Annotated in this window: 11 protein-coding genes; 9 read left to right on the forward strand and 2 right to left on the reverse strand. The window is 60.9% G+C overall.

All coding sequences use genetic code 11. The features are described from left to right. Positions 1 to 25: 25 nt before the first annotated feature. A complete protein-coding gene (locus FIU93_RS16080) occupies positions 26 to 946 on the reverse strand; it encodes a LysR family transcriptional regulator (RefSeq protein ID WP_152506146.1) in 921 nt (306 codons plus the stop codon). 149 nt (positions 947 to 1,095) lie between these two features. Here FIU93_RS16080 and FIU93_RS16085 point away from each other — a divergent pair, with 149 nt between their 5' ends. Both FIU93_RS16085 and FIU93_RS16090 read left to right on the forward strand, forming a co-directional pair. Then, positions 1,096 to 1,662, forward strand: a complete 567-nt coding sequence (locus tag FIU93_RS16085; RefSeq protein WP_152506147.1) for a hemerythrin domain-containing protein — start codon at positions 1,096 to 1,098, stop codon at positions 1,660 to 1,662. A 75-nt stretch (positions 1,663 to 1,737) separates the two neighbouring features. Continuing rightward, entirely contained in the window at positions 1,738 to 2,778 is a 1,041-nt protein-coding gene (locus FIU93_RS16090) for a glutathione S-transferase C-terminal domain-containing protein (RefSeq protein ID WP_152506148.1), read from the forward strand. Positions 2,779 to 2,827: 49 nt separating this feature from the next. Here FIU93_RS16090 and FIU93_RS16095 read toward each other — a convergent pair whose 3' ends face one another. Then, positions 2,828 to 3,853 carry an AraC family transcriptional regulator gene (locus FIU93_RS16095; protein WP_152506149.1) on the reverse strand — a complete coding sequence of 342 codons (1,026 nt, stop codon included), beginning with the start codon at positions 3,851 to 3,853 and terminating at the stop codon, positions 2,828 to 2,830. A gap of 242 nt (positions 3,854 to 4,095) precedes the next feature. Between FIU93_RS16095 and FIU93_RS16100 the strand changes: the two genes are divergently transcribed. The 7 genes from FIU93_RS16100 to FIU93_RS16130 all read left to right on the forward strand — a co-directional run bounded on the left by FIU93_RS16100 (position 4,096) and on the right by FIU93_RS16130 (position 12,506). Then, positions 4,096 to 5,442 (forward strand): lycopene cyclase family protein, encoded by a 1,347-nt coding sequence (locus FIU93_RS16100; protein ID WP_209010143.1) that lies wholly within the window; start codon positions 4,096 to 4,098, stop codon positions 5,440 to 5,442. Beyond that, the gene (peaA, locus tag FIU93_RS16105; protein WP_173017342.1) at positions 5,439 to 7,004 is read left to right on the forward strand and encodes a quinohemoprotein amine dehydrogenase subunit alpha; all 1,566 of its coding nucleotides are present in this window, start codon (positions 5,439 to 5,441) and stop codon (positions 7,002 to 7,004) included. Before FIU93_RS16100 ends, peaA begins: the two co-directional genes overlap by 4 nt. A gap of 17 nt (positions 7,005 to 7,021) precedes the next feature. Next, positions 7,022 to 8,458, forward strand: a complete 1,437-nt coding sequence (gene peaB, locus FIU93_RS16110; RefSeq protein ID WP_152506151.1) for a quinohemoprotein amine dehydrogenase maturation protein — start codon at positions 7,022 to 7,024, stop codon at positions 8,456 to 8,458. Next, a complete protein-coding gene (gene qhpC, locus FIU93_RS16115) occupies positions 8,455 to 8,787 on the forward strand; it encodes a quinohemoprotein amine dehydrogenase subunit gamma (RefSeq protein ID WP_006932572.1) in 333 nt (110 codons plus the stop codon). Before peaB ends, qhpC begins: the two co-directional genes overlap by 4 nt. 36 nt (positions 8,788 to 8,823) lie before the next feature. Further along, a complete protein-coding gene (gene peaD, locus FIU93_RS16120) occupies positions 8,824 to 9,915 on the forward strand; it encodes a quinohemoprotein amine dehydrogenase subunit beta (RefSeq protein WP_152506152.1) in 1,092 nt (363 codons plus the stop codon). Positions 9,916 to 10,089: 174 nt separating this feature from the next. Next, positions 10,090 to 11,832, forward strand: coding sequence for an ABC transporter ATP-binding protein (locus FIU93_RS16125; RefSeq protein ID WP_152506153.1), 1,743 nt, complete (start codon positions 10,090 to 10,092; stop codon positions 11,830 to 11,832). After that, positions 11,829 to 12,506 (forward strand): hypothetical protein, encoded by a 678-nt coding sequence (locus FIU93_RS16130; RefSeq protein WP_152506154.1) that lies wholly within the window; start codon positions 11,829 to 11,831, stop codon positions 12,504 to 12,506. The genes FIU93_RS16125 and FIU93_RS16130 overlap by 4 nt, the downstream gene beginning before the upstream one ends. Positions 12,507 to 12,638: the final 132 nt, after the last annotated feature.

Here is a 12,638-nt window from a genome sequence, read left to right on the forward strand (position 1 = left end):
GCATGGGGTTCAGTGCGGAAGGGTTTCAGTCCGGGGCAGGGACTTGCGGCTCGTTGCCAAGGCCGGAAAGACAAGCTGCCCGGATCTCCTCCGCAAACAGGCGCATGCGACGGTTGAGGCGGCGTTCGCGGGCGTGGAGCAGATAGATGCCCCATGCCGGCACAGCGATGTCCGGTAACAGGGGCACCAGCTGTCCGGCTGCCAGTGCGCCCGTCACGATGAAATCCGGCAGCCGGCTGATGCCATGCCCCTGGATGGTTGCATCCAGCAGGAACGCGCCACTGTTGGAATTGAGTGCGGGCTGAAACTCAAGTTGCTGGCGCTTTCCTTTTTGCGTTTGGAACTCCCAAACGGTCCGCCTGGCCCAGCCGAAATGAAGAAGCCGGTGCTGCTGCAGATCTTCGATCGATTGCGGTGCAGGGTGCTGGCGCAAGTAGTCGGGGCTGGCAAAGAGGCAATGCTCCACGGTACCCAGTTTCAACGTGATGGCATCTTCGGGCCGTGTTTCGGTGATACGGATCGCAAAGTCGTAGTTCTCTCTGGCCAGATCGACCAGCCTGTCATCGAAATCCACGGTCAGCTGGATATACGCGTGGCGAGCCTGGAAATCGATCAGCGCCGCATTGAGGAAACCGTGGCCGAAATCTCTGGGTATGGAAATCGACAAGGGTCCGGAAGGGGCTGTTCCGCTGCTCTGGAAATCGTCCTCGATATCGTCGACATCGCTGACGACGCGGCTCGCGCGCTGAAAGAGTTCGCGCCCGGGCTCGGTCAGGTCCCAATGGCCGGGCGAGCGGTCGACGAGACGTGTCCCATAGCGATCTTCCAGGAGGGACAGGCGACGGCTGACGGCCGACTTGGCAATGCCGAGTTCTCCAGCGGCTTTCGAGATGCTGCCACTGGCAACCACCTGAACGAAAAGGCGCAGGTCTTCTATCTGTCCCAAGTGTTCTCCAAATCAGAACGTTGATCCCTGATTTTGATATCTGGTTATGAAAAATGCAACTTCCTATCTGTGGCAAGACCTGAAGTGCCGGATCGTTTCACGCCAGGTGTCTTCCGATCCGGCCCGCCAACAATCAGATTGGAAACGTCATGAACGCAGATATTGAAATTCGCACCACGGAAATGCCCGCGGACATGCGCATTCTGCTGGATGCGTGTCCGCGCGATACCTGGGAGACACATCCAGGTTTCAAGGAGAAAACCAGCAACTGGCTGGGGGCACATGTGATGTTCCGGCAGTTGGCGGAACTGGTTCGGCTCGAAACGGAAGCCTATATGGAGAAGCTGAGAGACCCGGACGATTTTGCTTCCAGGCTCTCTCGTTACGGCGATCTGCTGGTACGCAATCTCCATGGCCACCACACCTGGGAAGACAAGAGCTACTTTCCGGAACTCTGTGAGGCCGACCCGCGTTTCGAAAGGGGACTGGAGATCCTGGAGAAGGACCACGAGGCGCTGGACGCGATGCTGTTCCAGCTCTCGCGAACCGCCAATCGCGCCATCAAGCTGGTCCAGCTGGACGAAGCGCAGGCGCGCGAGGAAGCCGGCAAGCTGCAGCCGGTAACCGGGACGATTGAAAGCCTGCTGGCGCGCCACCTGAGTGATGAAGAGGAATTGGCAGTGCCGATCATCCTTCACCATCGCCTGCGCGGATAACAGCAACTAGCGGCCGGGTGCGGTTTTGCTCCCGGCCGCTAGTTGGTTCTAGACTGACAGCCCCGGAGGAAAACGATGCCCAAGCCGAATGCCGATTTGTCCAAGGAAGAAAACCAGTCTGATGCGGCCGGCCGACGTGCGCAAGGAGAGTTCGTGCGCGGCGTGAGCGGCTTTCGGTCTGCTATCGGCGATGCGGATTTCCCGGCCGAACCCGGGAGATATCATCTCTTTGTCGCACTCAATTGCCCCTGGTGCCACCGTGTAACGCTTGCCCGAAACATCCTCGGGCTTCAGTCGGGTGTTTCCATGGATGTCGCCTTTCCGGGTCGGACTGAAAAAGACGATCCGGCAGGGGAGAACCTTTGGGAATTCAATCCCGGACGGATTGCGAGCCTGACGGGTGCGCCCTTGCCGGAATGCACTGAGGAAACGGCGACGGGCGAGGGGCTGCGCCTGGTGCAACAGATATACCGCGCCGAAGGGTCTGATGAACGATCCGTCCCGGTTCTTTACGACAAGAAGCAACAGCGCATCGTCAACAACGAAAGCGCCGAGATCATCCGCATGCTCAGCGCGCATGCCGGGGCGCTGGGCAGTACGATAGTTCAGGAAAAAAGGCCTGACCTTTATCCGAACGATGTGGATTTGCAGTCGGAGATCGATGCCCTGAACGAGGCAATCTACACACGTATAAACAATGGCGCCTACAAGGCCGGCTTTTCTTCCGACCAGAGCGTCTATGCGGCAGCATACGAAAGTTACTTCACCATGCTGGCAGAGCTGGAAGACCGGCTGGCAGCGAATGGTGGACCGTTTCTTACCGGGGAGAGCTTTACGGAAGCCGACCTGAGGCTGTTTCCGACGCTTTATCGGCACGACCCGGTCTATTTTGTGCGCATGAAGTTGAACGGCGCGCGGATCCTGGACTATCCCAATCTCTGGCACTGGCTGTGTCGGGTGCATGCCTTGCCGGGTGTTGCCGACAGTTCTTCGCTGGTCCATTGCAGGCAGGGGTATTTCGGGCGCTCCTGGAACAACGTCGTGCCGCTAGGGCCGTTCCGGCCAATGCCTTATCCGCAGGCCTATTCGCATCCCGAACTTGCAGGGGCGCTGTAAGTGGCGTGGAGGCGAGATACGTGTTGTAGGTCTGTCTTTCAGGCGTCAGCTACCGCGCAGGCGTTCGGCCGTAGCTTTGCCGATACTGCTTCGGCGTCATGCCGGTCTTGCGCTTGAACGCCCGCTCGAAGGCGGTCTGGTCGGAATAGTCCAGTTCGAAAGCGATCTGCGCCAGGGAATGACTGGTGTCGACAAGGGCATGGCGGGCTATCCGGTAGCGGCAATCGTCCAGAAGCGTGGAGAAGCGCAAGCCTTCCTCACCCAGATGCCTGTGCAGACTGCGGCGCGACAGGCCGAGGCGCCGGGCAACGGCTTCCTGGTCGGACGTCCCGGCGCCGAGCCCTTCGTAGATGGCTGTGCGTGTGCGTGCGGTCAAAGACTTGGTGCGGGCCTTGTTGGCAAGTGCCTCGCTCAAGCTGGCAAGGGCGTTGCGATGACCACCGCCACTGTCGCGTGGCATTGAGGCGGACAGAACCTTTTCTGGAAAACTGAGCGCGTTCGTTTCACAGTCGAACAGGCAGAAGCTGCCCGCGGTTTCCGCCCAGATCGATAGCGGGCGCGCCGCCGTGTGTTCGAAGCAGATGAGGTCCGGTTGCCAGTTGGGTCCGGCACCACGCCGGATGAGCTCTGTCAGGACGGAAAGCGTGAATTCCGCATCCTGCCTGCGCGGCCAGATATCCGGATTGAGGATACGATAGGTGAGGGTGGCAACGCCGTCTTCAACGGTCAGCTGCAGATCCGTCTCGCTCTGGATGAATTTGATGAAGCGTTCGAACGTGCGCAACGCAGAACCGACGGTGGACGCAGTCAGAAGGGCTTCGCCCAGTTCGCCGAGGTCGTGAAGGTCGAGCCTGGGGCCAGATTGCCAGCCGATGCCGGGTTGGCCAAGCATGGCGGCGCCGTGCTCGTAGATCTCGACAAACGCATAAAGCGGGATTTCGAAGTGTGCGTCCTGCCAGGCGTCGACAGGCACGCCGCTCTGGCGTCCCAGAGCTGCCGGCTCCAGCCCCTTGTCGATCAGCATTGACTGCAGACCGCTCAAGGCACCTGCGATGATCGTGGCACCTGTTGGCATGACCCCCGCCTCTCCCGAAAGTCCCGCTTGGCCCACCTGCCGCAGTAAACAGCAAGTGGAAGCTTCAACTACAGCAGAGTTCCGGAGTTGTTGCAATTGACCAGTTCGGGATTTCAATAGGCCGGCAAAGATTGGCCGAAATTGTCGAGAAGTACGAAAAAGCCCTCTCTCTAATGGCAGGTACAGAGAGATCCGGTTCAGCACCTTGAAAACTTGGGCGTCCGGACGAGGGAACAGATTTGGTGACCTGCATCGATGTGGCAGTGGCCGGCGGTGGACCCGCCGGTGCATTCACAGCGCGTGAGCTGGCCTGTGCCGGGCTCAGCGTGCTCCTGATCGACCCGGCAACCTGCCGGCCCAGGCTGGAAGGCCTCGGCGAGCGGGTGGCGCAGCTTCTTATTGCCAAGGGACTTGGCAACACGCTGGGTGCTGCCAGCGACCCCTTACCCCGACACGTGACATGGGCTGGCCTCACCGGAACGGCCAATGGCGAGCGGCTGGTTCGACGTCATGTCTTCGACGAGGCCATGAGGCGTGCAGCCATTGAGGCAGGTGCACAGACCCGGCAGGCGCGCCTTGGCCGGATCCTGAAATCCGACGAACAGCAGGGCGTCGTGTTGAAGCTTACGACTGGTGAGGAGATCCGGGCTCGCCTGTTGATCGACGCACGCGGACGGCAGACTTCTACCGCCCAGCGCCTCAAGGGACCACAGACCCTGGCAATTGCAGGACTGGCCACGCAAGCTGCAGGTGCCGCCGGCACCCATGTGGAGGCCACCCCTGAAGGCTGGCTCTGGGTTGCGGAAGATCCGGGTTTTGGCCGCTGGCTGCAGATTTCCGTTGGCGCGGATGATCTCGTTGGAGCCGGACAAGCAGCCTTGCGGGAACGAATGGCCCGGTTCCTTTCCCAGGACCAACTTGCTGGCCGGTTCTCTGACCTCGTCTTCCAGGATCCATTGATTGCCCGCTCGGCTGGTCTTGTTCTGGCAGCTCCCCGGTTGAAGCTGCCGGTCATCCCTGTTGGCGATGCCGCGGTTGCTATCGATCCCTTGTCCGGTCACGGCCTGTTCTGGGCCCTGTCGTCCGCGCTTTCTGCGGTGCCGAGCGTGTTGACCATTCTCGAGAACCTGGATGAAGGAAGCCATCTTGCCACCCGGTTCTACCGGGACCGCGTCGTGGAAACCTTCTGGCGTCAGGCACGAACCGGGCGCGATTTCTACCGGTTGGAAACAGGCCTTTCCGGCAATCCTTTCTGGGCGGAACGGGTCTCATGGCCGGATGACGAACCGTCCCATCCGACCGTGTTCGAGACCAGCCTGCACAAGCGCGTTGTCGTCGAAAGTAACCGCCTGGTCGAGCGCGAAGTGCTGGTGACGCCGCAGGATCCCGGCGGCGTTGCTTATGTCGCGGGCATTCCAGTGGGCGACCTGAAGCCTTTCTTTCCGTCTTCCGCCTTGGCGCAGCCACCGCCAGGCGCACCGTCTCCCGCGCTCAAGGCCGCCTTCGGCTGGCTTGAGAGTCGCGGACTACTGCATGGCTCGATGAGCCGCACAAAACAACAGCAGACCAAAACGAGGGAAACAGCATGATCAAACGAATGCGAAAGGGGCATCTGGCCGGCCTTGCCGGACTCATGCTTCTGATGCCTCTTCCGGCGGGGGCGCAGGACGGTGCCACGCTTCTGGAAGAAAATTGCAGCGGCTGTCACATGGCCGACGACAATGGTGCGCTCAGCCGCATCAGCGGTCAGCGAAAGACGCCGGAAGGCTGGTTGATGACCATCGTGCGCATGCGGCTCTTCCATGGCATGGAAATAGAGCCTGCCGTGCAGAGCGAGCTGGTGCACTACCTATCGGACACGCAAGGTCTTGCCCCCAGCGAGACCGAAGGGCTGCGTTACGTTCTGGAACGTGAACCTGCGCATATGGAAGAGGTCGAGGCCCCGCTCGGCGAAATGTGCTCTCGTTGCCATTCAGCCGCTCGTTTCAAGCTTCAGCGGCGCACCCAGGAGGAATGGGCGCTCCATATCGATTTCCATGTCGGTCAATGGCCAACCCTGGAATATCAGGCGCTCGGGCGTGATCGTGAATGGCTGAAACTGGCTCGCGAGGAAGTGGTGCCGCTATTGGCTGAGCGCTATCCGCTCGAGTCCGACGCCTGGAACACGTGGCTCGAGGCACAGAAGCCTGAGGCCGCTGGAAGTTGGGTGTTCGCAACCAGCCTGCCGGAGAAGGGCGAGGCCTACGGCACGCTTGAGGTTTCCGGTGACAGCCAGCCCTATACGGTTTCCGGTACGCTGATGACCGTCGGCGGCGAGGAGTTGACCCTTGAGGGCAAGCTGAACGTCTATACCGGCTACGAATGGCGCGCCAACCTGGACATCGGCGGAACGAAGTACCGGCAGATCCTGGCGATCTCCGAAGACGGCAGCAGCCTGAGCGGCCGCCAGTTCCTGCATGCCGAAGACAGCCTCGGTGGTGCGTTCAGGGCGGCCAGGGCTGGCGGTGCTCCTGCGATCGTCGGCGTCGTTCCGTCCACGGTTCCGGCCGGCAGCAGCGCTACGGTCCAGATCGTCGGCACAGGGCTTGGCGATGTTGCCCTCAGCGGTGCTCTTGAAGCCACCGGCGGCGCTACCAACGCCTATGGATCCGCAATTGAAGTCTCTCCCGCGGCGGATACCGATGGCCTGATCACCGTTGCGTCCGGAGACGCCACCACGGATGAGACGCTGGCGGTCTATAGCCATGTCGACAGCCTCAAGGTGGAGCCGGCCTTTGCCGTTGCCCGTGTCGGCGGCGGTGGCGGGTCTGCCGGCAAGGTTCCCGCCCGCTTCGATGCGGTCGGTTACTGGAATGGTCCGGACGGTCAGCCGGGGACCGAGGACGATATCCGCATCGGCTCCGTGCCGGCATCCTGGTCGGTTGCGCCTTTCAACGAAGAGGCCGAGCACCTGAAAGATACGGAATATGCAGGCGTGATGGATGAAACGCTCGGCATCTTCATGCCTGGCGTTGCAGGTCCGAATACCGAGCGTCCGTTCTCCACCAACAATGCGGGCAATCTGAAGGTGCTGGCAACCAGCGGCGAGGCGACCGGCGAAGGTCAGCTCATCGTCACGGTGCAGCGCTGGAACGATCCCCCGATCCGCTGAAACAGGAGTTTGTAATCATGGGATATCTCTTTTTTCAGCCGCAGAATGCGCACCGGGTCGAAGTGGACGGACGCCATCTGCTCTTCCACGTGCCGACGACATCTCTGTTCGAGATCGACCGGCTCGACAATGACGTGATCGACCTCTTCAGAGACCGGACCAGGGTTTCCGAAGCCGATGTCCGGGAACGGTTCAGCGGCCGGGTCGATCCGCTCGAGGTGACAGAGCGAATCCGTGCGTTTCTCGATCTCGACATTATCACCGACGGCCGCCCGCCCCGGGCGGAACGGCCGCCTATCCATATCCAGAACTTCCCGCTGACGACGATCGTTCTCAACGTCAACACGGGCTGCAATCTTTCCTGCACCTATTGCTACAAGGAGGATCTGGATACGCCGTCCAAGGGCCGGCGCATGGCGTTCGAGACGGCGAAGCGCTCGATCGAACTATTGCTGGCGGAAAGCCCCGACCGGGACAGCTACAATGTTGTCTTCTTCGGCGGCGAACCGCTCAGCAACCTGGCCCTGATCAAGGAAGTCGTTGCCTATGCGGAAGACCGCTTCGGCAATCTCGGCAAGCGTGTCGACTTTACCCTGACGACAAACGCGACGCTTCTGACCGAGGAAATCGTCGACTGGCTCAATACCCACCGGTTCGGTCTGACCGTTTCGATGGACGGGCCGAAGGCGCTTCACGACAAGAACCGCAAGACCGTAGGCGGCAAGGGCACCTACAACGTCGTTGCCTCCAAGACCAGGATGCTGCTGGAACGCTACACCTCCCGCCCGGTCGGCGGGCGAGTGACGCTGACCCATGGCGTGACTGCCGTCTACGAGATCTGGGATCACCTGAAAAACGAAATCGGCTTTCATGAAGTCGGCTTCTCGCCGGTGACCTCCGGTCCCATCGCGCCGTTCAACCTGACCGGCGACGAGCTTCAGACAGTGTTCGACGAGATGAAACGTCTCGGACGGCACTACCGGGATGAAGCGCTTCTTGGCCGCAACATCGGCTTTTCCAACATGCACCAGCTCATGAACGACCTTTACGAAGGCCGGTCAAAGGCACTGCCTTGCGGGGCAGGGCTCGGCATGCTGGCGGTTGATCACGAGGGCGGTCTCAATCTCTGCCATCGGTTCACCGGGTCCGACATGGAGACCTATGGTACGGTCGACGGCGGCATCGAAAAGCAGAAGCTCGCCCGTTTCATCGAGGACCGGGCGGACCGCACCGACAAGGGCTGCTCCACCTGCCGCATCCGCAACATCTGCGCGGGTGGCTGTTACCACGAGAGTTACGCCCATTTCTCCGATCCGATGAAGCCGACCTACCACTATTGCGACCTCATGCGCGACTGGGTGGATTTCGGCATCGGCGTCTATGGCGAGTTGATCGCCGGCGCTCCGGCCTTCTTTTCGGATCACATCATGCCTCGGAGGGCATTCGGCAAATGAGACACTTGAAACCCCTGAACCAGAAAGCCGACCGCGTCGTCACTGCGGTCGAAACCGACAAGATGGACGAAGTGCGGGCCATGCAGACCGTTGTGGTTGGCTGCACGTCGACCCTCGATCCCGGCTGGGAAGTCGACCCGTTCGGCGGTGTCGCCGCCCTGTGCCAACCGATGGAGGCCGATCTTTACGGCTGCTCGGACCCTTGCTGGTGGCCGGCCCAGGTGCCGGACACGATCAATTCCTATCGGGACTGGAACGCCGATGCCGACAATGCCGGCAAGGACTGGCGCTCGCTCGGAACGGTTTTCCCGTCCGACAGCGAAACCTGACCGGCAGACGCCCTTCAAGATATTCGGAGAAACCCGATGCGAAACCTTATTGCTGCGGCAAGCGCAGCCCTGGCCTTGAGCCTTACCGCTCTGCCGGCCCTCGCCAAGGATCTGATTGTCACGGCCGCAAAGCCCGACCGGCTTTACGTGATCGACGCCAAGGCACGGACGATAGAGACCGACTGCAAGCTCGACTTCAACCTGATCCCCGGTGTCATCGTTGTCTCGCCCGACAACAAGATCGCCTATATCCTCGGCAATCGCTGGGAGGATGTGTTCGGTATTGACCTTTCCACCTGCGAGACGGTGTTTTCCGCGCATCAGTCAGAAAGCGACATCCGGCGCAAGTCGATCGCCTCGCTGGCCGTCTCCAAGGATGGCAAGGAGGTCTACACGGTGCGCAATCCGGTTCGGCTGCTTGCCGACCGATACGAGGTTCTTGAACCGGAAATTGCGGTCTATGAAACAGCAGCCGGTCTTGACGCCAAACCGGCCCGCACGTTCCCGAGCCCGCGCCGCATGACGGTGATGGCAACCGGGCGTGACGGCATGCTCTATGCCGCCGGGCACGAGATCTATGCGATTGACCCGAAGACCGGCGAAATCTCCATCAAGATCAAGAATGCCACCTGGGACCGGCCGACTTATTCTCCGCCGGACGTCCTTGCCTTCTGGCCTATCGGTACACAGGCAGACGAGTTCATGCTGCTTTATTCAGCCGCCAAGTTCACCGATGAGTCGATGAGCGAGATTGCCGATTTCGTCTGGGGGTACCAGTCGGTCGATCTGACGACTGGGGAAAGCGATATCCAGGATTTCGCCAGCCTGGAAGTGATCATGTTCTCCGCCGTGCGTGACCTCAACGACAAGAGCAAGCTTTACGGTGTCTACACCCAGCTTTCCAAGCATGATGTCGAGAAGAAAGAGCTGATCAAGCGGGTCGACCTGCCACACACCTATTACTGTGTGAACATCTCGTCCGACGGCAAGGAGATCTATGTCGGCGGCACCAATGACGACATTGGCGTCTATGATGCAGAAACCCTTGAACGTATCGGTGAAATCCTCCTGCCTTCGGGCGGCGACATGGCCGCCGGTACGATGCAGGTGATCAGCACCGGAAGCTAGGAGAGAACCGAACCTGCGAGGATCCCGGTTGTCGTCCCGGTTTGCTGCGTCAGCGGCAAATCGGGACCCGGTATTCCCGATGGCGACTGAAGTGCTCCAATCTCATTGCCGGTGATTACCGGGTCCTCGATTTCGCGGGGATGACAATGGGGAGGTTGCAAACAAGGAACACGGATGAAACAGGCAGTTTCCTTGAGAGGAGCAGACCGGGCCGGGACCATGTCGACCCGGCCTTCGCTGCTGCGTGGGTTGTTCAACCGGGTCTTCGGCACCCGTGAGGCGGCGTGGCTGGTGCCGCTGGTCTCGCCATACCGCTGGCCGCTGGCAATGCTGTTCCTGTTATCCCTTGTGGCGGCAGGTGCGGCGCTTGTGCCGCCTTACCTGACCAAGCTTGTCATCGATCGGGGCCTGATGGCTGGCGACAAGCACGCGCTTGTGGTTTTTGTGGCCATCCTTTTTGGGGTTGGCCTGGCGGCACTGGCGCTGGGCGCACTGAATTCCTTGCTGCACCTGAGGTTCTCGGCAAGGCTGCTGAAGGACCTGCGCCGTTCGGCCGTCGACAGGATCCTTGCCCAGTCGCCCCGCTGGCAGGCCAAACAATCCATCGGCGAACTCATGAGCCGCCTTGATGGCGATGCCGGGGAAGTACAGCAATTCACGTTTGCCGTGCTGGTGAACGGTGGTGGCAGCCTGTTGAGACTGGTCGGCGGCCTGGTCATGTTGTTTGTGCTGGCGCCCAAGCTGGCTCTTCTTGCACTGGCGCTGGCACCGGTCGAACTGTTGTTTTTCGCGCGCGCCCGACCCGTCACCCAGGCGAAGGCAACTGAGGTACGGCAAGCGCGCGGTGTGCTTGCATCCGGGCTTGCGGAGACGATTACCGGGCTTTCCGCGCTGCGGGCTTTGAATGCGACTGGAGCTGCGGCAAAACGGATCGAAACACGGCAACAGGGCCTTGTCGCAGCATTGATGTCTGCGCAGATGTGGAACGAAGTAACGCGGGCAGTGCCGATGGTGCTGACGGCGCTCCTGCGTGGTGCGGTTTTTCTGGTTGGCGGGCTCGCGGTGATCGACGGCACCATGCCGCTCGGGTCTCTGATCGCCTTCACCGCCTACCTCGCCTTCCTGATCGGGCCGATGCAGTCGCTCATTTCCCTCTGGCACGGACAGGCGCGCATGAAAGCGGCGCTCGACCGGCTCAACCGGATCATGAGTGCCGTACCGGATGTCCAGGACCCGGTATCACCTGTGCCACTGACTGCCGGTGGTGGTGAATTGGTACTGGCAGGTGTTGCCTATGCACCGGATGGCGGCGTGCCGCTTTTTGAGAATGTTAGCCTCATCGTCCCAAAAGGACAGAAAATCCGGCTGAGCGGTCCATCCGGCATCGGCAAGACGTCGCTTCTGTCGCTTCTTCAACGCCATGACGACCCGAAGGCCGGAACGATCCTTCTGGATGGTACGGACTTACATCATCTCTCTCTTCAAGATCTCCGCACGGTTGTCGCCCTCGTGCCGCAAAAAGGGCATGTCTTTTCCGGAACGGTGGCGGACAATCTCTGTCTCGGGTCTTCTGAGGCAGCCGAGGAAGACATGCATGCCGTTCTGCAATTCGTGGAGCTGGAGGACCGGTTTTCTGGCAAGGGACTTGAAACGGCTCTTGGCGAGGGAGGGCTTGACCTTTCCGGCGGAGAACGTCAGCGGCTGTGCCTTGCCCGCGCCCTGTTGCAGCCATTCCAGGTGCTGATCCTGGATGAAAGCCTTTCGGAGGTTGATGCGGACCGGGTGGCACGGATCATGACCCGGATCGATACTCGGTTTGGTGATCGTACCCGCCTTGTCGTCACGCATGGGGACACGGAACGGTATGGGACCTTTGACAGTGAGCTGGTGCTGCAAGCAAGAGAGGTCGGGGTTTGATCAGGGTCGGGCTGATAGACGGCGCCTTGCCGGGTGACTGGCCGGGCCTGGTGGGACAGGAATGGTTCTGCAGGCCGGATGCCGCTGAACTTGCCTCAGGGCATGCGGAGGCGATGGCGCAGACCGTGTGCACTCATGCGGAAGATGTTTTGCTTCTCAACGCCGTTGTGTTTCCGGGGCAGCTTTCGACCACGCTTGACGCCATCTGCGCTGCCTTGAGCTGGCTTGCCGAAGCTCCACCCGACATTGTCCTGTGTGCCTTCGGCATGGCGCGATCTTCCATCGAGATGTCCGTGGCAGTGGCCCGGCTACAGCAGGCGGGCAGTCTGATTGTCGGTTCTGCTCCGGCGCGCGGTGGTAACGCCTATCCGGCGGCAATTACAGGCGTCCTGTCAGTGCAGGGGGATGCCCGCTGCAGGCCGAATGACCTATCGCGGCTGGACCTGCCGCACGCAGCGTATGGTGCTTGCCCGATCGCTGCTGGGCGCGAGGATATTCGCGGCGCCAGCGCGGCGGCAGCGCATCTCGCTGGACTGCTGGCGAGATCGGTTCAGGGGTCTGAAAGGAATGCCCTGGTCGGGCTGGAGACCTTTGTCCGTTACCGGGGGCGGGAACGGCGCGGGGATGGGGCGCTTGCGGGCAGCGGAGCGGCCGGGGTATCTGCCGGCGGGTAGTCTTATTTGAAAAGAGGCCGGAGTTTGTGGACCATCCGTCGAGACAGCGCTTCGCGCTTCCTCAGGATGAGGTTGTATTTGTTGCGAGGCCGAAATCTCCCTTTCGACCTCATCCTGAGGAGGACCGTCAGG

It is taken from the genome of Labrenzia sp. THAF35, from assembly GCF_009363595.1.
Lineage (GTDB): Bacteria > Pseudomonadota > Alphaproteobacteria > Rhizobiales > Stappiaceae > Roseibium > Roseibium algicola.